Source organism: Candidatus Marifrigoribacter sp. Uisw_064 (genome assembly GCF_047730175.1).
GTDB lineage: Bacteria > Bacteroidota > Bacteroidia > Flavobacteriales > Flavobacteriaceae > Marifrigoribacter.
Genome location: NZ_CP159833.1, coordinates 748,404 through 774,830, shown reverse-complemented (window position 1 = coordinate 774,830; position 26,427 = coordinate 748,404). Strand labels below are relative to the sequence as shown.

General features: G+C 31.7%; 25 protein-coding genes. 9 read left to right on the top strand and 16 right to left on the bottom strand.

Annotated elements, in window-relative coordinates; genetic code table 11:
* Positions 1-61: 61 nt before the first annotated feature.
* Entirely contained in the window at positions 62-340 is a 279-nt protein-coding gene (locus ABXT64_RS03485; RefSeq protein WP_443633999.1) for a hypothetical protein, read from the bottom strand.
* Between the two features lie 149 nt (positions 341-489).
* Between ABXT64_RS03485 and ABXT64_RS03480 the strand changes: the two genes are divergently transcribed.
* Complete coding sequence (locus ABXT64_RS03480; protein ID WP_443633998.1) at positions 490-1,263, top strand: LexA family transcriptional regulator; 774 nt, start codon at positions 490-492, stop codon at positions 1,261-1,263.
* On the opposite strand, the gene ABXT64_RS03475 is transcribed toward ABXT64_RS03480, so the two are convergent.
* Complete coding sequence (locus ABXT64_RS03475) at positions 1,260-2,435, bottom strand: 3-deoxy-D-manno-octulosonic acid transferase (protein ID WP_443633997.1); 1,176 nt, start codon at positions 2,433-2,435, stop codon at positions 1,260-1,262. The genes ABXT64_RS03480 and ABXT64_RS03475 overlap by 4 nt on opposite strands.
* Positions 2,436-2,609: 174 nt before the next feature.
* Between ABXT64_RS03475 and ABXT64_RS03470 the strand changes: the two genes are divergently transcribed.
* The 3 genes from ABXT64_RS03470 to ABXT64_RS03460 are packed head-to-tail and all read left to right on the top strand — an operon-like array spanning position 2,610 to position 6,070.
* Positions 2,610-3,767 carry a DegT/DnrJ/EryC1/StrS family aminotransferase gene (locus tag ABXT64_RS03470; protein WP_443633996.1) on the top strand — a complete coding sequence of 386 codons (1,158 nt, stop codon included), beginning with the start codon at positions 2,610-2,612 and terminating at the stop codon, positions 3,765-3,767.
* Positions 3,767-4,789: a UDP-glucose 4-epimerase GalE gene (gene galE, locus ABXT64_RS03465; protein ID WP_443633995.1), complete on the top strand. Its 1,023-nt coding sequence runs from the start codon at positions 3,767-3,769 to the stop codon at positions 4,787-4,789. The genes ABXT64_RS03470 and galE overlap by 1 nt, the downstream gene beginning before the upstream one ends.
* Before the next feature lie 6 nt (positions 4,790-4,795).
* On the top strand, positions 4,796-6,070 hold the full coding sequence (locus ABXT64_RS03460) for an amidohydrolase family protein (protein WP_443633994.1): 1,275 nt from the start codon (positions 4,796-4,798) through the stop codon (positions 6,068-6,070).
* A gap of 6 nt (positions 6,071-6,076) precedes the next feature.
* Here the strand turns inward: ABXT64_RS03460 and fabD are convergent, their stop codons facing one another.
* From fabD to ABXT64_RS03410, 10 genes are all read right to left on the bottom strand, one after another.
* Positions 6,077-6,958 carry an ACP S-malonyltransferase gene (gene fabD / locus ABXT64_RS03455; protein ID WP_443633993.1) on the bottom strand — a complete coding sequence of 294 codons (882 nt, stop codon included), beginning with the start codon at positions 6,956-6,958 and terminating at the stop codon, positions 6,077-6,079.
* A 36-nt stretch (positions 6,959-6,994) separates the two neighbouring features.
* Complete coding sequence (locus tag ABXT64_RS03450) at positions 6,995-7,840, bottom strand: fructosamine kinase family protein (protein ID WP_443633992.1); 846 nt, start codon at positions 7,838-7,840, stop codon at positions 6,995-6,997.
* Between the two features lie 18 nt (positions 7,841-7,858).
* Positions 7,859-8,341 carry a dihydrofolate reductase gene (locus ABXT64_RS03445; protein ID WP_443633991.1) on the bottom strand — a complete coding sequence of 161 codons (483 nt, stop codon included), beginning with the start codon at positions 8,339-8,341 and terminating at the stop codon, positions 7,859-7,861.
* A complete protein-coding gene (locus ABXT64_RS03440; RefSeq protein ID WP_443633990.1) occupies positions 8,341-8,745 on the bottom strand; it encodes a 2TM domain-containing protein in 405 nt (134 codons plus the stop codon). Before ABXT64_RS03440 ends, ABXT64_RS03445 begins: the two co-directional genes overlap by 1 nt.
* Before the next feature lie 51 nt (positions 8,746-8,796).
* Entirely contained in the window at positions 8,797-9,228 is a 432-nt protein-coding gene (locus tag ABXT64_RS03435; RefSeq protein ID WP_443633989.1) for an energy transducer TonB, read from the bottom strand.
* Between the two features lie 14 nt (positions 9,229-9,242).
* Entirely contained in the window at positions 9,243-10,067 is an 825-nt protein-coding gene (locus ABXT64_RS03430; RefSeq protein WP_443633988.1) for a thymidylate synthase, read from the bottom strand.
* Positions 10,068-10,174: 107 nt separating this feature from the next.
* On the bottom strand, positions 10,175-11,893 hold the full coding sequence (locus tag ABXT64_RS03425) for a NupC/NupG family nucleoside CNT transporter (protein WP_443633987.1): 1,719 nt from the start codon (positions 11,891-11,893) through the stop codon (positions 10,175-10,177).
* A gap of 1 nt (position 11,894) precedes the next feature.
* Positions 11,895-12,524: a bifunctional nuclease domain-containing protein gene (locus ABXT64_RS03420; RefSeq protein ID WP_443633986.1), complete on the bottom strand. Its 630-nt coding sequence runs from the start codon at positions 12,522-12,524 to the stop codon at positions 11,895-11,897.
* A gap of 113 nt (positions 12,525-12,637) precedes the next feature.
* A complete protein-coding gene (locus ABXT64_RS03415; protein ID WP_443633985.1) occupies positions 12,638-13,606 on the bottom strand; it encodes an electron transfer flavoprotein subunit alpha/FixB family protein in 969 nt (322 codons plus the stop codon).
* A gap of 69 nt (positions 13,607-13,675) precedes the next feature.
* Positions 13,676-14,416 (bottom strand): electron transfer flavoprotein subunit beta/FixA family protein, encoded by a 741-nt coding sequence (locus ABXT64_RS03410; RefSeq protein ID WP_443633984.1) that lies wholly within the window; start codon positions 14,414-14,416, stop codon positions 13,676-13,678.
* Between the two features lie 200 nt (positions 14,417-14,616).
* On the opposite strand from ABXT64_RS03410, the gene ABXT64_RS03405 reads away from it, so the two are divergent.
* From ABXT64_RS03405 to ABXT64_RS03395, 3 genes are all read left to right on the top strand, one after another.
* The gene (locus tag ABXT64_RS03405; RefSeq protein ID WP_443633983.1) at positions 14,617-15,594 is read left to right on the top strand and encodes a pyruvate dehydrogenase complex E1 component subunit beta; all 978 of its coding nucleotides are present in this window, start codon (positions 14,617-14,619) and stop codon (positions 15,592-15,594) included.
* Positions 15,595-15,645: 51 nt separating this feature from the next.
* Positions 15,646-18,168, top strand: coding sequence for a DUF5686 family protein (locus ABXT64_RS03400; protein ID WP_443633982.1), 2,523 nt, complete (start codon positions 15,646-15,648; stop codon positions 18,166-18,168).
* Positions 18,169-18,277: 109 nt separating this feature from the next.
* A complete protein-coding gene (locus ABXT64_RS03395; RefSeq protein ID WP_443633981.1) occupies positions 18,278-20,707 on the top strand; it encodes a sodium-translocating pyrophosphatase in 2,430 nt (809 codons plus the stop codon).
* 112 nt (positions 20,708-20,819) lie between these two features.
* Here the strand turns inward: ABXT64_RS03395 and ABXT64_RS03390 are convergent, their stop codons facing one another.
* Genes ABXT64_RS03390 through ABXT64_RS03375 form a run of 4 tightly spaced genes read right to left on the bottom strand, consistent with a single transcriptional unit; the run spans position 20,820 to position 24,388 of the window.
* Positions 20,820-21,434, bottom strand: a complete 615-nt coding sequence (locus ABXT64_RS03390) for a deoxynucleoside kinase (RefSeq protein ID WP_443633980.1) — start codon at positions 21,432-21,434, stop codon at positions 20,820-20,822.
* A 5-nt stretch (positions 21,435-21,439) separates the two neighbouring features.
* Positions 21,440-22,213, bottom strand: a complete 774-nt coding sequence (locus ABXT64_RS03385) for a hypothetical protein (protein ID WP_443633979.1) — start codon at positions 22,211-22,213, stop codon at positions 21,440-21,442.
* Positions 22,214-22,233: 20 nt separating this feature from the next.
* Positions 22,234-22,920, bottom strand: coding sequence for a response regulator transcription factor (locus ABXT64_RS03380; RefSeq protein ID WP_443633978.1), 687 nt, complete (start codon positions 22,918-22,920; stop codon positions 22,234-22,236).
* On the bottom strand, positions 22,913-24,388 hold the full coding sequence (locus tag ABXT64_RS03375; RefSeq protein ID WP_443633977.1) for a sensor histidine kinase: 1,476 nt from the start codon (positions 24,386-24,388) through the stop codon (positions 22,913-22,915). Before ABXT64_RS03375 ends, ABXT64_RS03380 begins: the two co-directional genes overlap by 8 nt.
* Before the next feature lie 212 nt (positions 24,389-24,600).
* Between ABXT64_RS03375 and ABXT64_RS03370 the strand changes: the two genes are divergently transcribed.
* Positions 24,601-25,434 (top strand): GLPGLI family protein, encoded by an 834-nt coding sequence (locus tag ABXT64_RS03370; RefSeq protein ID WP_443633976.1) that lies wholly within the window; start codon positions 24,601-24,603, stop codon positions 25,432-25,434.
* Between the two features lie 93 nt (positions 25,435-25,527).
* Positions 25,528-26,415: a GLPGLI family protein gene (locus tag ABXT64_RS03365; protein ID WP_443633975.1), complete on the top strand. Its 888-nt coding sequence runs from the start codon at positions 25,528-25,530 to the stop codon at positions 26,413-26,415.
* Positions 26,416-26,427: the final 12 nt, after the last annotated feature.

Sequence of the window (26,427 nt, the reverse complement as noted above, 5' to 3'; positions counted from 1 at the left end):
ATATTGGATAATAAAAAAGCCTCACTCAGTGAGGCTTTTTAAAAATAAAATAAATTAGTTGCTAGTTTTCGATAGCATCTTTAAGTGCATCGCCAACTTTTTTAGTAGTTTCATCTACTACTTCTTGAGCTCCCTCAGCAGCTTCATCAACAACTTCTTCAATTGTATTTTTTGTGCTGTCAACAATTTCTTTAACTTCCTCTTCAACTTCTTTTTCAACTTCTTTTACTGTTTCTTCAACATCAGTTGTGATATCATCAGCTTTTTTTTCAGTTTCTCTACAAGAGAATACAGAGATTATTAAGCATAATGAAGCTAGGGACAAAATAAGTTTTTTCATTTTAATATAGATTATTGATTTATAGGGGTTAAAGATACTTATTTTTTTAACATAAGTTTATATTATTCAATTTTGAATCATCAAAACATGAACATGGAAATATTCCATAATATTATTGGATTTAATCCAATAAGTTGTTATATTTGGTTATGAAATTAGAAATACCAATTGAAGCAAAACGATTTAAAAAAGTAAGAGAAGATTTAAAATTTACACAACATACCTTTGCTAAAATGCTTTCTATAAAGGGAAGTACTGTCGATATAGAAAGAGGTAAAACTAAACTCACAGGTAAGGTGGTGATGAAATTACTTCATTTATATCAAATAAATCCATTATGGCTTTATGGTGAAAGTTATCAAAAAATAATAGCCTTAAGTAACGAAAACCTTTCACCTAAGGTTTTAGTGACTAATCAAGAAAATGAAGATTCTATTATTCTTGTAAATCAAAAAGCCGCAGCAGGATATCCAAATAATATTCAAGATGTTGAATGGTATCAATCTCTTCCGGTGTTTAATATCCCTTTACCTCAATATAAAAATGCCACTTATAGAGGTTTTCAGGTTGAAGGTGATAGTATGACACCTAATATTCAACCTAAAGATTGGGTGTTAGGGCGTTCCGTAACTAGTATTTCTGATGCATCAGACAGTAAGATTTATATTGTAGTTTTAAAAGATTCGGTTTTAGTGAAGAAGCTTCAAAAATTGAAGGATAATTCAAAAATTAGATTAATTTCTTTTAATGAAAACTATATACCTATTGATGTTGAAATTAAAGAAATACAAGAATTATGGATGGTAAATAGTAAGCTGACTTTTGGATTGGAAGATTCTTCAAATAATCATGGATTATTAAAACAGTTACAAGAGTCTATGAATGATTTAAAAGGTCAGATTCATAATTTAAAGACTGATTAACCTAGTTGATGTTCCTTTAAACTTTTAATATAGCTCATAGTTTTTTGTGTAGCACCAATATTTGAAACGATATACTTTTTAGCTATTTCTCCAGTAGAAGATCTAAACTCATCGTCATCGGTAAGTTTCGTAATTATAGTACTACACTCTATCTCATTATGAATAGAATATAAACCCTTCAATCGTTGGAGCTCTTTAGCTTCTAGGAAATTTTCAAAATGGTTTCCTATAACAATAGGTATCCCAAAGGTAGCAGCCTCTAAAATATTGTGAAGTCCAGTTTTACCCATTGCTCCACCTATATATGCAATATCTGCATAATTATAAATTTTTGTAAGGATCCCAATTGTATCTATAAAAAATACGGAGTATTCAGTTAGATTTTCATTTTCTTTTTCTGAAAATAAGATACTTTTTCTTTTTATTTTATTTCTGAAAGATTTGATTTTTGAAGGATCAATAGTGTGAGGAGCTATTATGATCTTAATAGATATATCACAATTATTAATAAAGCCTAATAATACTTCATCGTCTTCTGGCCATGTACTACCACAAACCAAACATAATGAGTCTTGCTTAAAATTTTCAATAAAATCTAATGTGTTAGATTGTTTTAGTTGTTGATGAACTCTATCAAAACGAGTATCTCCACTGACAGTTACATTATTAAAGTTAAAAGAATTTAGTAGCCTTTTTGAACTTTCATCCTGAACAAAAAAATGATTAAATGCTTTTAAACTATTTCTCATAAATCCCCCGTACCATTTAAAAAAAGATTGTTGGGGTCTAAAAACACCTGATATCAATAAGGTTGGAATGTTGTTTTTCTGAAGATAATAAAGATAGTTTGGCCAAAATTCGTATTTAACAAACAGTACTAGTGATGGATGAACAGATTCAATAAATTTTCTTGCATTAGAAATTGTGTCAATCGGAAGATAGGTGACATAATCTGCAATAGAAGAATTCTTTTTTATTTCATAACCTGAAGGAGAAAAAAAAGTAACTATGATTTTATAATCAGGAAATAAAACCTTTACTTCCTCCATAATTGGTACGCCTTGCTCATATTCACCTAAAGAAGCACAATGAAACCAAATGGTTTTGTCATTCTTTGTTAAAGAAGAAAGAGATTTGAATACATCTTTTCTTCCAGAAACAAAAAGTTTCATTTTTTTATTAAAAAATTGAGAGCACCATATAATAAAGGTGCTAACATGAACTAAAAGATGATATATTATACGCATTTATTTTAAATAATAGCTAAAATACGCTTCTTTAACGAATTACATTGCTTGCCGTTTTCAATTTTTGTAATTTTGAAAAGCATTTTATAAAATTATATTGTGAGAAAAATACAAATGGTTGATCTTAAAGGTCAATACCAACAAATTAAACAACATGTAGATCAATCAATAATGAGTGTTATTGAATCTACAGCGTTTGTAAACGGCCCTGAAGTTCATCAATTTCAAAAAGAATTAGAAGATTACCTAGGTGTAAAGCATGTGATTCCCTGTGCAAATGGGACCGATGCATTGCAAATATGTATGATGGGACTAGGTTTAAAGCCTGGTGACGAAGTAATAACAGCAGATTTTACTTTTGCTGCAACAGTTGAGGTAATTGCGCTTTTAGGCTTAACACCAGTTTTAGTCGATGTTGATCCTGTTACATTTAATATAGATGTAGAAGCTATTAAAAAAGCAATTACACCAAAAACAAAAGCAATTGTACCTGTTCATTTATTTGGTTTAGCGGCTAACATGGATGAAATCATGGATTTAGCAAAGCTTCATGATCTATATGTAATAGAAGATAATGCCCAAGGTATTGGAGGTACTTATACTTCAAAAGATGGTACAAAGAAAAAAACAGGTGGAATTGGACATGCTGCTTCTACGTCTTTTTTCCCATCAAAAAACTTAGGCTGTTATGGAGATGGAGGAGCAATTTTTACGAATGATGATGATTTAGCTCATATGATTAGAGGAATCGTTAATCATGGAATGTATGTTAGATATCATCATGATGTGGTAGGTGTAAACTCTAGATTAGATGCAATTCAAGCTGCTGTTTTAAGAGTAAAGCTGCCAAATTTAGATACCTATAATGCTAAGAGAAAAGAAGCGGCTAAAAAATATACAAATGCATTTTCAAGTATTGAAAACCTTATAACACCCACTGGTTTTTGTGATGCTGAAAATAAAAGTTGTAGTTCTTGCGACTGTCATGTATATCATCAATATACTTTAAGAGTTATAAGTGCAGATAGAGATGCTTTAGCAAAGCATTTAAATGAAAACGATATTCCTTGTGGAGTATATTACCCTATTCCATTACATCTTCAAAAAGCATACGTAGATGAACGTTATAATGATGCTGATTTTAAAGTAACAAATCAATTAGTGAAAGAAGTAATTTCTCTTCCTATGCATACCGAATTAGACGACGAACAAATTGATTTTATTACTAAAACCATAATTAAATTCGTTACTCAATAATGAAAAAAATACTTGTAACTGGAGGGCTTGGCTATATTGGATCACATACTGTTGTAGAATTGCAGAAAAATGGATTTGAAGTAATAATAATAGATAATTTATCTAATTCTTCTGAAGATGTTTTAAAAGGAATCCATTCAATTTCGGGTATTACACCTATATTCGAGAAACTTGATTTAAAAGAAAAAACGAAAGTTTCAGAATTTTTTGATAGAAACTCTGACATAGATGGAATTATTCATTTTGCTGCAAGTAAGGCAGTAGGTGAAAGTGTTGAAGATCCTTTATTATATTACGAAAATAATTTAAATACATTGGTTTATGTTTTACAAGAATGTAAAAAACACCAAATAAAGAACCTTATTTTTAGTTCTTCTTGTACTGTTTATGGAGAACCGGATAGTTTACCTATTACTGAAGAAGCACCTGTAAAAAAAGCAACTTCTCCCTACGGTAATACAAAACAAATTAGCGAAGAAATTATTTTTGACCTTTGCTCAGTTTCAGATTTAAAAGCAATTGCATTACGTTACTTTAATCCAATAGGAGCACATGAAACATCTGAAATAGGGGAGCTGCCTCTTGGGGTTCCTTTAAATTTAGTTCCTTTTGTTACACAAACAGCAGCGGGAGTTAGAGAACAGTTGTCAGTATTTGGAGAAGATTATCCAACGGTAGATGGAAGTTGTGTAAGAGATTATATTCATGTAGTAGATTTAGCAAAAGCTCATGTTATTTCTTTAAAAAGATTACTTGAAGGTAAAAACACTACAAGTTTCGAAGTATTCAATCTAGGAACTGGTAGAGGTAGTTCTGTTTTAGAAGTGATAAAAGCTTTTGAAAAAGTGACCCATCAAAAATTAAATTATAAAATCGTAGATAGAAGACCTGGTGATGTAATTTCTGTATATGCAGACACAAAAAAAGCCAATAATGTTTTAGGTTGGAAAACTGAAGGATCTATGGAAGATGCTTTGTTAACAGCTTGGAATTGGGAAAAAAAAGTTAGAAATATTAAATAATTAAGTATGAAATTAGTATTGACACTGTGTTTGTTATTTATTTCCTTCGGAATAAATGCCCAGGATTATTATTTACATTGTGGTAAAATTGTTGATACTAAAGAAGGTGAGGTTTTAAGTAATAAAACTATTGTTGTTTCAAATAACAAAATTGTAAGTGTTTTAAATGGATTTGTAAAAGCAAAATCTGAAAATGATAACACGGTCGATTTAAAAAACAAAACGGTATTACCGGGTTTAATAGATATGCATGTTCATATTGAAGGCGAAACCAACCCTAATCGATATTTACAAGCTTTCACATTGAATGATGCAGATGTTGCATATAATGCAGCTGAAATTGCTAACCGAACTTTGCTTGCTGGATTTACAACTGTTCGCGATTTAGGCGGAAGTGGAGTAAATGTTTCATTGCGAAATGCAATTGCTAAAGGAAGAGTTCCTGGTCCAAGAATATTTACTGCAGAAAAAGCAATAGGTACAACAGGGGGACATTCAGATCCAACAAACGGTAGAAAGAAAGATTTAATGGGAGATCCTGGCCCAAAGCAAGGGGTGATAAATGGTGTAGATGATGCTCGTAAGGCTGTAAGACAGCGATATAAAAATGGAGCTGATTGGATTAAAATTACCGCAACTGGCGGAGTTTTAAGTGTTGCAAAAAGTGGTCAGAACCCTCAATTTACACAAGAAGAAGTAAATGAAATTGTAAAAACAGCTAAAGAATATGGAATGGATGTAGCTGCACATGCTCATGGAATTGATGGAATGAAACGAGCAATTATAGCGGGTGTAACAACTATAGAACACGGTTCATTAATGAATAAAGAAACTGCTGAACTAATGAAACAATATGGTACTTATTTAGTGCCCACTCTTTCAGCTGGAAAATATGTAGCTGAAAAAGCAAAGGTTAAAGGGTATTACCCAGAAATAATTGTTCCAAAGGCTTTAGAAATTGGAACAAAACTTCAAGGTATGTTTAGTATGGCCTATAAAGAAGGTGTTAAAATTTCTTTTGGTACAGATGCAGGCGTTTTTCCACATGGTAAAAATGGGAAAGAATTTGGATATATGGTTGAAGGTGGAATGTCTCCTATGGAAACAATACAGTCTGCTACAATTACTAACGCTATTATTCTAAAGATGGAGGGCCAACTTGGTCAGTTGTCTGAAGGATTTTTAGCAGATATCATTGCTGTAAATGATAATCCAGTAGATAATATTCACACAATGGAAAACGTGGTTTTAGTAATGAAAAATGGAGTTATATATAAATAGTAATCGTTAGATCTCTCCTTTTTCTGTAGTTACACTTCTATCGATTTTTCGCATTAAACCTTGCAATACATTTCCGGGACCCACTTCAATAAAATGCGTAGCACCATCTTTTATCATGTTTTGCATGCTTTGCGTCCATTTAACAGGAGCAGTTAATTGCGCAACTAAATTTTTCTGAATTTCAGAAGGATCTGTCACTGCATTTGTACTTACATTTTGATATATAGGACAAACAGGGTTTGAAAACAGAGTGTTTTCAATAGCTGCTGCTAACTCTTCTCTAGCAGGTTCCATTAACGGGCTGTGAAATGCTCCTCCAACAGGTAATATCAAAGCACGTCTAGCGCCAGCTTCTTTTAAAGATTCACAAGCACTTTCTATGGCACTTATTTCTCCAGAAATCACTAATTGACCTGGGCAGTTATAATTTGCAGCGACTACAATACCTGGAGTTTCCGAACATATATTTTCAACAATAGCATCTTCAAGTCCTAAAACTGCAGCCATTGTAGAAGGTTGAACTTCACATGCTTTTTGCATAGCAAGAGCTCTTTTTGAAACAAGTCTTAAACCATCTTCAAAGGCAAGTGTTTTATTTGCTACCAATGCAGATATTTCACCTAAAGAATGACCTGCTACCATATCTGGTTGAAATTTATCACCCATAACTTCAGCAATGATCGTAGAATGTAAAAAAATTGCTGGTTGAGTTACTTTCGTTTCTTTTAATTCATCTGCAGTTCCTTCAAACATAGTTTTAGTGATTTCAAATCCTAAAATTTCATTTGCTTGATGAAATAAAGCTTTTGCTTTTTGAGAGGAATCATATAAATCCAATCCCATTCCGCTAAACTGAGCTCCCTGTCCGGGAAAAATATATGCTGTCATTTTACTAGTTTTGATACCGCAAAAATATAATATTATCTATGAATATTGTTTTATTATAGTATTTACTTGTGAAAAATATCCAACTCCAAACAAATTAAGATGCACTAGGAGGTAGTATAATTGCCAAAGAGAGACTCTTTCTTTCCAATTATTGGCAAATGGAAATTTTTCATGATACATTGTATATATCTCATCCGAAAACCCACCAAAAAGGAGCATCATTGAAATATCCATTTCGCGTGAGCCATATGATATAGCTGGATCTATAAGGCATGCTTCGTCATTGTGGGAGATTATATAGTTGCCATTCCATAAATCACCATGAAGTAATGATGATGGCTCTTCAGGAATTATTTCTGAAATATTTTTTAATACAGCTTCTGAATTTTTAAAAGTAAATCCGTTTTGACCTGCCAACTTAATTTGTGGTGCTAACCTCTGATTTATATAAAAATCTGATGCAGAAAATTCTTTGTGATTAAATTGAGGTAAACTTCCTATATAATTATGATGTTGTAATCCGAAAAAGTCCTGAGTACATTGATGAAGCTTCACTAAATTTTCAGCAAAAATCTCATTGAAGTTATAAGATTTTTTTCCTGAAGGAATATATTCCATTAGTAAATAGGAGCTATTTTCAATTTCATCCTGCCTTATTACTGTGGGTATTTTAAAACTTTGACTTTCTTTTAAAACTTGAAGCCCTTTCGCTTCAGTTTCAAACATTTTTGAAAATTTTAAGGCATCATTTATTTTAAGGACATACTCAATAGAGTTACATTTTAATAAGTAAACTGAGTTAATGCTACCACTATAAAGTGGAACTATTTCTTTTAATTGAATTTTATTTAATTCAGCAATTTTATGAATAGTAGCGTCCATAGAAGTGCTTGTTAAATATTATTTTCTGATGAAGGTTTGATAAGTAAAAGCATGTTGATGGCGTTCATCCTTTTCATGAAAAACTTCATTTGTCAAGGTCCAATCTTCTTGAGGAATAGCTGGAAAATAAGTGTCTACTTCAAAATTAGCATGAACTCTTGTTAATTCTATTTTGGTTGCAAAACTAAGTCCTAAAGTGTAAATTTCACCACCACCAATAATAAAAATTTCAGAATCATCCCTTGCAATTTCAAGTGCAGATTTCATGCTATTTGTTATAATAGCACCTTCTTTTTTATATTCTGAATTTCTTGTAATAACTACATGTGTTCGGTTAGGTAGGGGTTTTGGGAAAGACTCAAATGTTTTACGCCCCATAATAATATGATGGTTTGTTGTGAGTTGTTTAAAACGTTTAAAATCATCTGGCAAATGCCAAACAAGATCATTGTCTTTACCTAGTTCATTGTTTTCACCAGCAGCAGCAATAATGGTAATCATTAATTTTCGGGAGTTTGAGTTTGATTCTCTTCGTTTTTTTTTACTTCAGGAATAGGAAGTTTTTTTTCAATTTTTTGCTGTAATTGAGCTATTTTTTTTTCTTGTTTAATTTTCAATTTTTCTAATTGTCGATTCTCCCATTCTTTTCCCATAAATCGATTCATGAAAAAAACATTCAAAAGGTGAACTATAAATAGGAATGCCCATAATAGAATGGCCCATATAAACCAGTCTTTAATGAAAAAATCTTGTGCTATACCTAATATAGGATTTATAATAATTAACAGAATAGAACCAGCTAGAAAAATGATAAAATGTTGCATTAATCGCTTTTTCTGCTTAATTCTTCCTCGAGCATAATCATATTGCTCTCTTTGTTGAGGATCAATATTTTTAGAAAACATAGATAATAAAGGTCTACTGTAAAGATAATTAATTATTCTATAATAAAAAGCTTATTTACCAGTCTTAAAGGTAAAGGGGATGGTGTATTTTATTTCTCTAAATTTTCCTCCCAACATTCCTGGCTTCATTTTAGGGATTGCTAAAATATTCCTTTTTGCTTCATCTTGCAGAGCTTTAGTTGCTCCTGTAACACTTTTTACTTCGACCATTCCTTCTTGATTAATAAAGAATTCAACTATAACTTTACCCTGTACATTATTTTTGTACGCGCTCATTGGGTATTTGAAGTTTTTAATAACGTGTTGAATTAAATTTTTGTCGAAACAATCACTTTTCGAGTTGCCTTTTTCACTTTCACAACCCGGCCATACTGGAGCAATCTCTTTTAACGTAACATTGTTTTTGTCAACGCCTCCCCATTCTTCTTGTGCAAATAAGGAAAATGATGCTAGAAAACAAATGATAAAAATTATAGGCTTCATAAATAGTTTTATTTTTAAATTGCAACAGCACCTTTAATGTGAGGATGCGGATCGTAATCTACTAAGGTAAAGTCATCAAAAACAAAGCCAAATATATCTTTTACTTCGGGATTAAGCAACATTTTCGGTAATGGTTTAGGGTCACGAGATAATTGAAGCTCTATTTGTTCTAGATGATTACTATAGATATGTGCGTCACCAAAAGTGTGTATAAAGTCACCAGGGAGTAAATCGCACGCTTGAGCCATCATCATTGTAAATAATGCATATGAAGCAATATTAAATGGAACACCTAAAAAGATATCAGCACTTCGTTGGTATAATTGACAAGATAATTTTCCATTAGCGACATAAAATTGAAAAAATGCATGACAAGGAGGCAATGCTGCTTTACCATTGGCAACATTTTCACTAAATTCAATACTTGTATCAGGTAATACACTTGGATTCCAGGCACTAACTAACATTCTTCTACTGTCTGGATTATTTTTTATAGTAGTTATAATGTCTGAAATTTGATCAATTTCTTCGCTATTCCAATTTCGCCATTGGTGACCATACACCGGTCCTAAATCACCCTTTTCATCAGCCCAATCGTTCCAAATACGCACTCCATTTTCTTGTAAGTATTTTATATTTGTATCACCCTTTAAAAACCATAATAGTTCATAAATAATGGATTTAAGATGTAATTTTTTAGTGGTAACCATAGGGAACCCTTCACTTAGATCGAAACGTAATTGATGCCCAAAAACACTTTTGGTTCCTGTTCCTGTTCTGTCTTGCTTTTCTGTTCCGTTTTTAAGAACATGTTTTATAAGGTCGTGGTATTGTTTCATGAACTATAGATGTAAATAAACACATTTTAAAATCTAAAAGCAAAATTAAAAAAAAGCTTCAAATTAGTGTGATTGATGCCCTTTTTTATATAAAAAGTTATTAACTTTTAGCCTAATATCATGCCTGCGATTGTTGCTGAAATTAGCGAGGCGATACTACCTCCAATTAATGCTTTCATTCCAAATTTTGAAAGTGTTTTTCTTTGCCCTGGAGCTAAAGATCCTATTCCACCAATTTGAATTCCTATTGATGCAAAGTTAGCAAACCCACAAAGCATATAGGTAGCCATGATGATCGATTTTTCGTAAGTTAAATGTGTTGTATTTGCTGCGTTTTTTAAATCAGCTAATTGTATATAACCCACAAATTCACTTGCTACAAGTTTAATTCCTAGGAGTTGCCCCATCATCATGATGTCTTCCTGAGCAATACCAATTAACCACATTAGAGGAGCGAAAATGGTTCCTAAGATTAACTCTAAAGAAAGGCTATCGTATAAAGTATTGGTAATTATCCAACCATTTAATCCGGTGATATTTCCTGTTTTGTATAAACCATAATTAATCATGGCAATAAAAGCTACAAAAACTAGTAACATGGCGCCTACATTAACAGCCAATCGTAATCCTTCAGTAGTTCCATTTGCAATAGCATCTAATATGTTTGAGCCAATTTTTTCAGAAGAAACATTTACATCAGTATTTATTTCTTCAGTTTGAGGGTATAGTATTTTTGAAATAACAATGGCTCCAGGAGCAGCCATTACTGAAGCGGCTAATAAGTGTTTTGCAAATACTAAACGTAAAACAGGATCGTCTCCACCTAAAAATCCTATGTAAGCTGCTAATACTGCGCCAGCAACTGTCGCCATACCACCAATCATTACTAACAACATTTCAGACTTATTCATTTTTTCTAAATAAGCCTTAATTAATAAGGGTGCTTCAGTCTGTCCTAAAAATATATTTCCTGCAACACTTAAACTTTCTGCGCCAGAAATTTTTAATAATTTACTTAGTAACCACCCAAATGCTTTTACCACTTTTTGTATTATCCCTAAATAAAATAATACGGAAGTTAAGGCAGAAAAGAAGATGATGGTTGGTAACACTTGGAATGCAAAAATAAATCCGAAGGTGTCCATGTCTATAACAAGTCCTTCAAATAAAAACTTACTACCAGCTTGGGTAAATTCTAATATTTTTACAAATATTTTACCTACAAATTCAAACGTATTTTGAATAAAAGATATTTTTAAAACACCTATGGCAATAATAAGTTGAATAGTCAATCCAATTCCAACAGTTTTCCAATTAATTGCTCTCCGATTCGAACTAAATAAAAATGAAATAAACAATAGAGAAAACATTCCTAAAACACCTCTCCATAAACTTGTAAATGAAAATCCTTCACTAGGAGTAATAATATCAGTTTTAATTTCTTCTTTGTTTTCAATAATTGATAAGGTCTCTTTCTTCTTCTGAAAAGCATAAGAAATATTATTCTCAGTAAAAACTAAGGTGCTATCTGTTGTTTCTGTAATACGGTATCGACGGATTGTATCATTGGGTCGGGAATAGAAAAATACTAATAATTTATTTTGAAGGATATAATCTCCTGAAGATAGTACGTTGTTTTTTGAAGCTATTTGGTATTGAAAAGTGCCATTTGATAATTGTAGTATGTCATTTTCTGTGTCAATTTCTATAATTGGATCACCTTGGTTATTTGTAATTTCTGAAAAATGCCAATCAGTTTCAATATTTTGACCTAAGCAAACAGCTTGACTAGCAATCATTAATACTATAATGAGTAAGTTCCGCATATTATTTTTGTCTTTTAGAAATTTCATCGTGAATACCAGCAGCCTTTTCATAATCTTCATTTTCTACTGCCTGGCCTAGCATTTCATTAAGTTGTTTTAAAGTGTGTTTACTATAATCTTCAGTAATTGTTGATACAGACTCTTTATCTTCTCCAAGAATTAATTCTCCAATGATATCTTCCTCTTCCTTTTTGGAAGTTTTTTTCTTTTTTGGAGTTGATTTTAAGAAAATACCTGCTTTCTCTAAAATATTTTTATAAGTAAAAATAGGAGCTTTAAATCGTAAAGCTAATGCGATAGCATCGCTTGTTCTGGCGTCTATAATTTCTTCTATTTTGTCTCGTTCGCAGATAATACTTGAATAGAAAACACCATCCATAAGCTTATGGATGATGACTTGTTTTACTACAATGTCAAATCGATCTGCAAATCCTTTAAACAAGTCATGAGTTAATGGGCGAGGGGGTTTTATTTCTTTTTCTAAAGCAATTGCAATGGATTGTGCTTCAAATGCTCCAATTACAATAGGTAATTTTCTTTCGCCATCTTCTTCACTTAAAATAAGCGCATAGGCTCCATTTTGAGTTTGACTGTATGAAATTCCTTTAATCGTAAGTTTTACTAAACTCATCTTGAAATTTTCAAATAATATTAGTTTGATTATTTAACTATAAAAGCTATTTAATTTATAGGTGCTTCCATAAAATTAAATAGCCCTTTTAATGGGTACAAATTAATAAAAAATTATGCGTTTTGAGCTTTAAACTCTTTTATTTTTTCTGTTAGTTGAGGAACTAGGTCAAAAGCATCGCCAACAATACCATAGTCTGCTGCTTTAAAAAATGGTGCTTCAGGGTCATTATTAATAACGACTTTTACTTTAGACGAATTTACACCAGCTAAATGTTGTATTGCGCCTGATATTCCGATTGCAATATATAAGTTTGAAGAAACTGGCTTTCCTGTTTGCCCAACATGCTCACCGTGAGGCCTCCACCCCATATCGCTGACTGGTTTTGAACAAGCTGTAGCTGCTCCTAGTACAGTTGCTAATTCTTCTAACATTCCCCAGTTTTCAGGACCTTTTAATCCACGGCCACCAGAAACAACAATATCAGCATCTGCAATAGTAACTTTATCGGTAGCTTTATTTACTGAAACAACTTCAGTATTAAAATCATTTTCAGAAAAATTAGGAGTAAAATCTTCAGAAGTAATACTAACTTCATTTTCTTTTAAACCATATGCATTTTTAGCTAAACCAATTACTTTAGTATCTGTTGAAATTTCAGTAATTGCAAAAGCTTTATTTGAATATACAGTTGACCTTATTTTAAAAGGACTAACACTTTCTGGTACATCTGTAGCATTTGCTACATAACCAGCTTGACTATTTACAGCTACAAATGGAGCCATATATTTTCCATTTGCACTTGAAGTTATTATAATTACTTGAGCTTCTTCATTAGATGCTGCTTGAGAAACTACATTTGCATAAGCTTGGGCATTAAAATTTTCAAGTTTGTTATCTGTAACTTGTAATACCTTAGAAGCGCCATATTTACCTAATTCGTTTGTGTTACTGCTGTTAATTGCTATAGCAGTTACGGTAGTATCAAGCATATCTGCAATAGCTTTTCCATAAGATACTGCTTCAAAAGCAATTTTTTTAAACTTACCATCTTCAGATTCTGTAAAAACGAGTACTGACATATTTTTTTATTTATAATTCTGAATAATTTTCAGAATACATATTAATATTTTATTGATTTTTTTTCAGAATTAAATAACCTTTGCTTCATTATGCAATAAGTTAACTAATTCATCAACAGTATCAACTAATTTAACCGCTCCTTTTGGTTCAGGTTTTTCAAAATTCAATGTAGTTATGTTTGATGCTGAGTCTGCCGGTTCTTTAACATGTAAAGGCTTACTACGTGCTTGCATAATTCCTCTCATATTTGGAATTCGTAACTCACTTTCTTCAACCAATCCTTTTTGCCCTCCAATTACTAAAGGTAATGAAGTTTTTAAAGTTTCTTTACCACCATCTATTTCTCTAATGACTGTTGCATTAGTTCCTTCAACTTCAATATCGATACACATATGAACAAAATTTGAATCGGTAAGTTTAGCAATCATACCTGGAACCATTCCTCCGTTATAATCTAACGATTCGCGTCCTGCGATAACTAAATCATATCCTCCTTCTTTTACAATAGTTGCAATTTGTTGGGCAACACTAAAACCATCAGTAGCGGGCATGTTAACTCGAATGGCCTCATCAGCTCCAATTGCTAAAGCTTTTCTAAGGGTTGGTTCCGCTTCAGGTCCTCCTACATTAATAACATGAACACTAGCTCCTTGTTTTTCTTTAAACCACATGGCACGAGTTAAACCAAATTCATCATTTGGATTAATTACAAATTGAACACCATTTGAGTCAAATTGAGTGTCATTTTCAGTAAAATTAATTTTTGAAGTGGTGTCGGGTACATGACTTATACACACTAATATTTTCATTGAATTATAGTTTTTTATTGTATGATTTTAGGGCTACAAAAGTACATATTTATTTTCAAATTATATACTATGCATGCATAATAATTTGCTAATAATTCATAATTAATTGCAACACGCATATAAATAATGTTATTTTTGTGTCCTCTTTGAAAATTTCAAGAGAAAAAAATATTATTATTTAAAGATATAGATAGAATTTTATGAAGACAATTCAATTTAGAGAAGCAGTTTGCGAAGCAATGTCTGAAGAAATGCGTCGTGATGATACGATATATTTAATGGGTGAAGAAGTAGCCGAATATAATGGTGCTTATAAAGCTAGTAAAGGTATGTTAGATGAGTTTGGTCCAGAAAGAGTGATTGATACTCCCATAGCTGAGCTAGGTTTTTCTGGTATTGCAGTTGGATCTGCCATGAATGGTAATAGACCTATCATAGAGTATATGACTTTTAACTTCTCTTTGGTTGGTATTGATCAAATAATAAATAATGCAGCAAAAATGCGTCAAATGACAGGTGGGCAAATTAATATTCCTATCGTATTTAGAGGGCCTACAGCCTCTGCAGGTCAATTAGCAGCAACTCATTCACAAGCTTTCGAAAGTTGGTTCGCCAACTGTCCAGGGTTAAAAGTTGTTGTGCCAAGTAATCCAGCTGATGCAAAAGGATTATTAAAAAGTGCGATAAGAGATGATGATCCTGTTATTTTTATGGAGAGTGAACAAATGTATGGTGATAAAGGAGAAGTGCCAGAAGGTGAATATTTAATTCCTTTAGGAGTTGCTGATATTAAAAGAGCAGGAAAAGATGTAACTATTGTTTCTTTTGGTAAAATTATTAAAGAAGCATATAAAGCTGCAGATTCACTTTCAGAAGAAGGAATTGAATGTGAAATTATTGATTTAAGAACCATTCGCCCAATGGATCATAAAACGATTCTTGATTCTGTTAAAAAAACAAATCGATTAGTGATTTTAGAAGAATCTTGGCCTTTTGGAAATATTTCTACTGAAATAACCTATCAAGTACAAGAGCAAGCCTTCGATTATTTGGATGCTCCAATAATTAAAATCAATACTGCTGATACTCCAGCACCTTATTCACCTGTATTATTAGCTGAATGGTTGCCAAATAGTAATGATGTAATAAAAGCAGTGAAAAAGGTGTTATATAGATAATTGAAACTTTTCTAGCAATCTAACAATTTCCTCAAATCAGATTAATAACCTATGAAGTATAAATTACTTGTTCTATTTATTTTTGTATCCTATATTGGGATTTCTCAAACGAAAGTGAGTGGCGTTATTAAAGATGACTCAGGAGAGCCTGTGGCATTTGCGAATGTTATTTTTAAAGATTCTTACGAAGGTACTATCACCAATGAGGAAGGTCGATTCTATTTAGAAAGTGACAAAACCTATACCACGGTACTATTTTCATTTATAGGCTATACTCCAAAAGAAATTGAACTTACTGAAAGAAGTAATTTTAATATGGAAGTTGAACTTGAAGAGCAAGCAAATTCCCTAGATGAAGTAGTGATTTATAGTGGCAAACAATCTAAAAAAAATAATCCTGCAATTGATATCCTTCGGAAAATTTGGGAAAATAGGAGGTCTAATGGAATTAAAAAATTCAATCAATATTCCTTCGATAAATACGAAAAATTAGAATTCGATTTAAATACAATTGATTCAGCTTTAATTAAGAGTAAACTGTTTAGAGGGATGGAATTTATCTTTGATCAAACAGATACTTCAAGGATTACAGGTAAAACTTATTTACCCATTTTTGTAAATGAAGCAGTTTCAAAAGTATATGGTGATAATGACTTTAATAAAGTAAAGGAAGAACTACTTGGTAACAAAAATAGTGGATTTAGTGAAAATCAAACGATTATTTCTTTTGTAAAGGATCTTTATAATGAATATGATGTTTATGATAATTACCTTAAATTTTTCGATAAAAGTTTTACAAGTCCATTAAGTCGTACTGGGATACAAACCTATAATTATGTGCTTTCCGATAGTTCATTCATAGATAATAAATGGTGTTATAATATCATATATTATCCGCGACGTAAAAATGAACTTACTTTTAAAGGTGATTTTTGGGTAAACGATACCACATTTGCGATTAAAGAAATAAACATGCAGCTTTCTAAAAGCGCCAACATCAACTGGGTGAAGGAAGTGTATATGGAACAAGAGTTTGAATTATTAAACGATTCAGTTTTCTTATTAAAACGCGATTATTTTTTATCAGATTTTTCATTCCAAAAAAAGGAAGAATCAAGAGGGATTTATGGTAAGAGAACCACTTTATATGATAATTACCAATTTGATCAGCCAAAAGAAAAAGACTTTTACGATGAAGAAGTTTATTATTACGATAAGGATGTGTTCAATAGAGATGATACTTTTTGGGAAGAAAATCGACAGGAAGTTTTAAGCAAAGATGAAGAAGGGATCTATAAAATGTTAGATACTCTAAAAACAGTCAAGAAGTTTAAACGATTATATAATTTGGGTTCTATTCTTTCTTCCGGGTATTGGGAATTTCCCGAATGGAATTTTGATTATGGCCCTATATTTTCAACTTTTGGTTATAATGCAGTAGAAGGACTTCGCATTCGAACAGGAGGAAGAACTTATTTTACTCAAAATGATCCTTGGCGAATTGAAGGTTTTACTGCTTATGGATTTAAAGATGAAAAATTTAAATTTGGAATATCTGGGAAATGGTTGGTCGAAAAGAAAAAACGATTGATCTTATCAGGAGGATATAGACAAGATGTTGAGCAGATTGGAGCTAGTCTTACAACATCGAGAGATGTGTTGGGGCGTAATTTGGCTTCCTCATCTATTGTTGGAACAGGTACAAATGATAAATTAACCTCAATAAAGTTAGCTAATTTTGCAGTAGAGATAGAACCTGTAAGAAATATTGTTACTAGATTAGATGCATCATACAGAACTTTAAAATCTGCTTCACCTACCTTTAGTTTAGATTATTTAAATGACGATTTGTTAGAGCCTATTAAATCTGATATCAATCAAGCAGAATTAGTTTTTACGACTATTTATGAGCCCGGAAAGAAAACTTCAGGATTTGGAGTTGAAAGAAGAACTGCGAATGAATGGTTTCCAACGTTCTTATTAAGTTATACAAAAGGATTAAAAGGAACTTTAAATAGTGATTTTGATTATAACAAATTACAATTTGCTTATCGTCAAGGACATCGTTTAGGAGGATTTGGAAAATTTAGTATTTCTTTTGAAGCTGGAAAGACCTTTGGAGAAATACCATTAGCATTGTTAAGCCCAGTTCCAGGAAATCAATCTTTTTTCTCTATTTATAATTCATTTAGTCAACTAGACTTTTATGAATTTGTAACCGATACCTATGCTTCTTTACATCTAGAACATAATTTTGGAGGGCGAATATTTTCGAGAATTCCACTTCTTAAAAAATTAAACCTAAGAGAAATTTTAGGTATTCGTGGAATTTGGGGCGAAATATCACAAGAGAATATTAATTTAAGTCAACCTGCATTCCAAAGTATTTATGGAACTATCCCTTTACTTCCTGAAAATATAGCTCCAAATAAAGAGATGTATTATGAGTATAGTGTTGGTGTAGGTAATATTTTCAAGGTATTTAGAATTGATGTCAATTTTAGAGGAAATTATAAAGAACTTCCAGATGCTAGAAAATTCGGGGTTACTGGATCCTTTGGCTTTTCATTTTAGCGCATAACCAACTATATATTATATACCCTTCTAAAATAGCTTTGGAAGGGTTTTTTAATTCTCTTTAATTTGTTACTTTTGCGAGCTAAATAAACAAATCAAATTTTTTATGGAATCAATGATGATTTATATGCCAATAGTATTGGCGATTTTAGGACTAATTTATATGGTCATAAAAAAATCTTGGGTAATGAAACAAGATGCCGGTGATGGTAAGATGAAAGAAATTTCGGATCACATCTACGAAGGAGCCTTAGCTTTCTTAAAAGCTGAATATCGTTTATTAACATTCTTCGTTATAGGAGCAAGTCTTGTTTTAGCAGGTATTGCTTTTTATATGGATAGTACTTATTTAATTGTAGTTGCATTTATTATTGGAGCTATTTTTTCTGCTTTTGCAGGAAACATGGGGATGAAGATTGCAACCAAAACAAATGTTAGAACAACGCAAGCTGCAAAAACCAGTTTACCAAATGCATTAAAAGTGTCTTTTGGAGGTGGTACTGTTATGGGACTTGGAGTTGCTGGTTTAGCTGTATTAGGTTTAACCCTTTTCTTTATTTTATTCTTTCACAATTTTATGGGAGGTGAATGGACTAACACTGCTGATATGACAATTGTTTTAGAAGCATTAGCTGGTTTCTCATTAGGAGCTGAATCTATTGCTTTGTTTGCAAGAGTTGGTGGTGGTATTTATACTAAAGCTGCTGATGTTGGTGCTGATTTAGCGGGTAAAGTACAAGCTGATATTCCTGAAGATGATCCAAGAAACCCAGCAACAATTGCTGATAACGTAGGGGATAATGTAGGTGATGTTGCAGGTATGGGAGCCGACTTATTTGGGTCTTATGTAGCAACTGTTTTAGCTGCAATGGTATTAGGTAATTATGTTATTAAAGATATGGGAGGAGCAATTCAAGATGCTTTTGGTGGAATAGGCCCTATCTTATTACCAATGTCAATTGCTGGTGTAGGAATTATCATTTCTCTTATCGGAACATTATTGGTTAAAATTTCATCTAACGATGCAAAAGAAGCTGACGTACAAAAAGCACTAAATATAGGGAACTGGGCATCAATCGCAATGGTTGCTGCAGCATGTTTTGGATTAGTAACTTGGATGTTGCCAGAAACAATGCAAATGGATTTCTTCGGAGAAGGCCTTCAAGAGATTTCTTCAATGAGAGTCTTTTACGCGTGTTTAGTTGGTTTAGTTGTAGGTGCAGGTATCTCTGCATTTACTGAATATTACACAGGATTAGGTTCGAAACCAGTTTTAAAAATCGTGCAACAATCAAGTACTGGAGCAGGAACAAATATTATTGCTGGTTTAGCTACTGGTATGATTTCTACGTTCTCTTCTGTATTATTATTTGCTGCTGCAATATGGGCGTCATATGCTTTGGCAGGATTTTACGGTGTTGCTTTAGCTGCTTCAGCAATGATGGCTACAACGGCGATGCAATTAGCAATTGATGCTTTTGGACCTATAGCAGATAATGCTGGTGGAATCGCTGAAATGAGTGAGCAAGATCCTATCGTTAGAGAAAGAACAGATATTTTAGATGCCGTAGGTAATACAACAGCAGCAACAGGTAAAGGTTTTGCCATTGCTTCTGCTGCATTAACTTCATTGGCCTTATTTGCTGCTTATGTAACATTTACAGGAATTGATGGAATTAATATCTTTAAAGCTCCAGTCTTAGCAATGTTATTTGTTGGAGGTATGGTTCCTGTTGTATTCTCAGCATTAGCTATGAATGCAGTTGGTAAAGCTGCTATGGAAATGGTAAATGAAGTGGTACGACAGTTCAGAGAAATTCCAGGTATTATGGAAGGAACTGGGAAACCAGAATACGATAAATGTGTTGCGATTTCAACGAAAGCATCATTAAAAGAAATGATGTTACCGGGATTATTAACTATAGGTTTCCCAATAGCTGTTGTATTAATAGGTAAACTAGTTTATCAAGAAAACAATATGTTAGTTGCTGAAATGTTAGGTGGTTATATGGCAGGTGTTACTGTAAGTGGTGTGCTTTGGGCTATTTTCCAAAACAATGCTGGTGGTGCTTGGGATAACGCTAAGAAATCATTTGAAGCAGGTGTTGAAATTAACGGAGAAATGACTTATAAAGGTTCTGATGCGCATAAAGCGTCGGTAACTGGAGATACAGTTGGAGATCCATTTAAAGATACTTCTGGACCTTCAATGAACATTCTTATTAAACTTACTTGTTTAATTGGTTTAGTGATTGCTCCTATTTTAGGAGGTCATTCTGCGGAAGTTGCATTAACAGACCACAATGGTACTAAAATGGAAATTACTGAAGACGGAGTTATTGAAACTGTTGAAGTTACTAAAGAGGTAAAAGTTACAATGTCTGAACAAGATGGTAGGTCTGTAGCAGTGGTTACAATAGAAACGACTAAAGGTGGAGAAACAACTACGGAAACAAAAACATTTACAGGAACAGAAGAAGAAGTTAAAGCTCAGGTTGAAGCTTTAAAAGATGCAGACGTAAAAGTAAAAAAATAATAAAAGAAGTTGTCGAAGAAGTTGAAATCAACTAATTCTTTATTTTCTAAAATAAAAAAGCCTGTCATGAAAATGACAGGCTTTTTATTATATTAAAACTAAATGGTTTAAATTAAAACAATCCGTTTATTTCAGCATCAATACGATTGATTACATCACCTAAATGCTCTGGGTTGTCAACAAAGTCTAGATTGTCTACATCGACAATTAATAAATTACCTTTATCATATCCATGTATCCAAGCTTCGTATCGTTCGTTAAGACGGCTTAAATAATCAATACTGATAGAGTTTTCATACTCTCTACCTCTTTTATGAATTTGACTCACCAAATTAGGAATAGAACTGCGTAAATAAATTAATAAATCGGGACCTTCCGTAACACTTTCCATTAAATCGAATAATGATTTGTAATTTTCAAAATCACGATTGGTCATTAAACCCATTGAATGAAGGTTGGGAGCGAAAATAAAAGCATCTTCATAAATCGTTCGATCTTGAATTACTGTTTTTTTGTTTTGTCTAATTTCTAATATTTGACGAAAACGACTGTTTAGAAAATAGATTTGTAAATTAAAAGACCAACGCTCCATCTGATTGTAGAAATCGTCTAAATAGGGGTTATCTTCTACGTCTTCATAATGAGCCTGCCATTTAAAATGTTTAGATAATAAACGGGTAAGTGTGGTTTTTCCTGAGCCAATATTTCCAGCAATTGCAACGTGCATAAATCTTATTCCTTTGGATGTGTTAGTGTATAGTTAAGTAATTTTTCGCCGTTATAAATATACAGGAAATCTTGACTAAGCTGCAAATCTTTTACAGTAATTTCAGAAGTATCTATTTTAATAGGCAGAAGGTTGTTTTCATCGAGATAATATAACTCATTTCCTTTAATAGCTATTAGTGTTTTGTCGCTTTGAGTAATTTGATTAAAATTATTAGCGTCAGTTTTATAGATTAAAGAACCGTAATTGTTAAATTTCTGAAGGGATTTTTCGGTTAATAAATAGCAGAAATTAAAACTACTCACTTGCGAAATAATCTCACCTTCAAAAGGCAATGTGTTAGCTGTTTTTGAATTATTTCTGTAGTTGTAAAGAATCAATTCCTGAGTATTAATATTAAAAACCCAAAGTTGATTGTTTCCTGCATTTGTTACTGACCCAGCATGGATAAATTCAGGAAGCATATTAAACTGTATTCTTTCAATTTCAGATAATTGATTGTCAAGCATAACCACCGTATTCGTGTCTTCATAAAAGACAATAATTTTTAAGGGGTTAATAATGTCTATAGAAGCTATTTCTCCTAATTGCAAATCATTATAAATAAAATCACCTTCTTTACCTTCTTTATTAATAACGTTATCCTTTACAAAATATAAATTTTGGTAATTATCAATTCCTATAAATGAATCTGCTAATAAAGAAGTTTCACTAACAAGGGTAAGCTCTTGTGAAAGCAAAAAACTTGGAAATAATAATATGATAAGAAGATTTTTCAAGCATTACAAGATACAAAACCTTAACAGATTAATTTGTATCCAAAACCTCTAACGTTTACAATTGTTACATTAGTGTCATTGCTAAGTTTTTTTCTAAGCTTAGAAATAAAAACATCCATACTTCTAGCACTAAAAAAATCATCGTTATTCCAGAGTTTATTCAATATATAGGTCCTACCTAATACTTCGTTTTTACTTTGATATAAATGGAATAACAGATGTGCTTCTCTATGCGTAAGCAATGTTAGAGATTCTTTATTTTCGAAAAATAATTGTTGTTTAGGAAAATTGAAACTGTATTTGCCAATGGGTAATATTTCAGTACTTTTTTGTAATAAATTCCTGTTTAGTAAGGATTTAATTCGAACAATTAATTCTTCCATACTAAATGGTTTTTTTAAATAATCATTTCCGCCAATAGAAAAACCTTCAACAACATCTTGTGTTTGCGATTTTGCAGTTAAAAATATAATAGGGATAGAATTATTTTCTTTCCTAATTTCTTTGGCTAATGTAAATCCGTCTTTTTTTGGCATCATGACATCTAAGACTAGGATATCGGGAGGATTTTTTTGAAACTCATGATATGCTTCTTCACCATTTATACAGTGTATTACTTGAAAATCTCTCGTTTCAAGACTTTCTTTAATAATCTGTCCTAGAGCAAGTTCATCTTCAGCCAGTACAATAGAAATCTTCTTATCCATTAGGCAGAGTGATATTAATTGTGGTCCCTTTTTGAAGATTAACCGCGATGGTACCTTCATGTTTCTCAATTATATTTTTGGTATAATAAAGTCCAATTCCAAACCCTTTTACATCGTGGGTATTACCTTTTGGGACTCTATAAAATTTCTCAAATATTTTATTTGCCTGTGGTTTGGTAAGTTCATTACCATTATCATGTATGCTAATATGTATGTTGTTTTCTTTTTTCTGAAGTAATACCTCAATAGAATCTCCACCATATTTTAGCGCATTATCGATGCAGTTATTGAGTGCATTTTCAAAATGAAATGAATCAACTTTATACAAACATTCAGTAAGTTCTGAATTAAATTGAAGTTTCTTTCCATGTAATAATTCATCTGAAATTGAAGTAGTTCTTTCAAGTAATGAAACTAAATCTATTTCTTCAATATTTAGCGCTAGTGAATCACTGTCTAAAGTTGCAGTTTCGAGAAGCTTTTCAACCATTAGCGTTAATTTTTTCACTTCTTGAGTAGACATTTCAGCATACTTTTTACTTTTCTCAGGATTATTGCTTTCATTAAAACGTTGAATACCTTCTAAAGCAACACTTATGGTAGCTAAAGGAGTTTTAAACTCATGTGTAATATTACTGATCAAATCATTCTTTATCGCTGCCAATTGTTTTTGTTTCTGAATTATTTTCAGAAGATATAACAAACAAAATACGATGCTGGAGACTAATAGGAATGATAATAATAAACTAATGATATTTCTTTTAAGCACCAATAATGTAATATCATCAAAGTATACTTTTAAACTTCCATTACTTTCTATAAATGAAGATGAAGAAGTTGCGGAAAGAGATGCATTTTCAATTAAATTTTCTCTTAACTTTTGATCAAGTCCCCAATGAGATTTATAGTGAAGTCCATACGCTATATTAATATTTTTTCGAGTTAATTCTTTTTGAAATATACTATCGATACTATGAATTGAAAGTGAATCTTCAGAAAAAGATACTATGATTTTTGAAGTAAGCATTTCTATGGAAGAGCCTATTTTCTTTTGATTTGAATCTAATCTTTTCCTTAAAAAATGAGAGTAATTATCTTTTATTTTAATTTGAAGACTGTCTTTTTTATCAGAAGTAAGAAAAGAAAATTTCTTTAAGTCAGTTGTATCATCAATCTTTATAATGTTAATGATTCCTTCCATGGAATCTATAGGATGTCCCATTTCTAATTCCCAACTTCCTAGATCATTAGATGAAATTGTATCTGAAATAAATGAAAGTGTATTTTGTTTTGCAAGATTTGTATAATATTTTTCAACAGTTGCATCTAAACTTGCTTGTACATCATTGATGAATTGTTGTTTTTCAGATTGATAATTTTTATAGCTCCAATATCCTTGTACACATAGTGTCAAAGCAATAACAAGGCTAATAAAATAAATTATTCGTCTGAATTTATTTTCTTTCATGTGTCTAAATTTATTACTTATTAATGGTCACATGCAGTTCACTATTTGTTAAAACAATTAGTGACAAACATTCTAACTTGCTCGATTCATATGTCAAATGTAATGACATAAGTAGCTAGTAACCAAATTGCTTAACACACGTTAACACTCATTAACTCAAATATCGATTCATGTTTTAAATATTTGCATGATAATAATTAAAAAACACAGACATGAAAGCACTTCTTTATTTAACAATAGTTTTAACTTTTCTAATTACATCTCTTGTTTCGGCACAAGAATTTAATGGAATTGCAACCTATAAAACACAAAGAAAAATGGAAATTCAAATGGACAGTACTCAAATGAGTGGTGAAATGCATCAACAAATGATGGCGATGCTTAAAAAACAGTTTGAAAGAGAGTACACTTTAAACTTCAATAACGATGAATCTATTTACAAACAGGTTAAAGAATTAGATAAACCTACCGGTATGGGTAATGGAGGAATGCAAATTGTAGTTGCAGGTTCGGGAGATAGTGATGTATTATATAAAAATACTAAGGATGCTTATTTTTTAAATCAGAATGAGCTTTTAAGCAAACAATTTCTAATAAATGACACTTTAGAACAACCAGCATGGACCTTTGAAAAAGAAACCAAAAACATTGGTAATTACACTTGTTTTAAAGCAACCTATAAACGAATGGTTCCTGAACAGAGAATGGGACCACCTAGTGATGAAGAAACAGAAACCCCAGAAGTTGAACAAACTGTAACAGCATGGTATACCTTGCAAATTCCCATAAAACAAGGTCCAAGTATGTATTATGGATTACCGGGGCTTATTTTAGAGGTTAGTGCTGGTAATGAATCTATTTTGTGTAGTAGAATAGTTTTAAACCCTAAAGACGGAATAACAATTTCAAAACCTGAAAAAGGTAGAAAAGTGAATCAAAAAGAATACGATGCTATTATGGAAAAGAAAATGAAAGAAATGAATGAACGTATGAATTCAAACAGAAGAGATGATGGAAATAATATTGAAATAAGAATTGGTGGATAACTTCTAAAGTTAGACTAAACCTTTTGTAAAAATATAAGTCAAATAGTATTGTTATAAATTACATTATAGCAGTATTCAATTTAAATATATTTTATGAAACGTTTTATTTTATTTTCCCTGTTCTTATTTTCAATTACAACAATTGCTCAAAACATAAGTGGTCAAGCTTATTATCAATCAAAAACAACGGTCAATATGGATGGGTTTGGCGGAAGAGATATGGATGAAAGCAGAAAAAAAATGATTGCTGAACGCATGAAAGGGATGTTTGAGAAAACCTACATTTTAACTTTTAATAACAGCGAATCTATTTATAAAGAAGAAGAAAAGTTAGAAACAAGGGGTAACTCAGGTGGAGGTTTTAGAATGATGATGGGCAGTTTTTCACCAGAGAATCAATATAAAAACATTAAAACTCAAGTTTTAATACAAGAACAAGAACTTTTTGGTAAACAGTTTTTAATTAATGATTCAATACCTCAATTAGAATGGACCCTTGAAAAAGAATCTAAACAGATTGGTCAATATGTGGTTTTTAAAGCAACAGCTATTAAAAAAGTTGATGCGAATGATCTAAGTATGATAAGAAGAAGAGGTAGAAACAATGATCAAAAAAAGGATTCATTGACAAATGATGAATCAAAAGTAAAGAATGATTCAATAAAAGATAAGAACCCAATTACTGAAATAGAAGTGCCTAAGGAAGTAATAGTAACTGCATGGTATACGCCAATGATTCCTGTGCAAAATGGTCCTGGAGAATATTCAGGATTACCAGGGTTGATTTTAGAACTGAATGTATATAGAACAACTATTCTATGTTCAAAAATAGTATTAAACCCAAAAGAAGGAGAAGTTATCAAAGTTCCAACGAATGGGAAAGAAGTAACAAAAAAGGAATACAATAAAATTGTAAAAGAAAAAACGGACGAAATGCGTGAAAATTTCAGAGGCGGAGGAAGACGTTTTGGCGGTTCATAAAAAACAACAAAC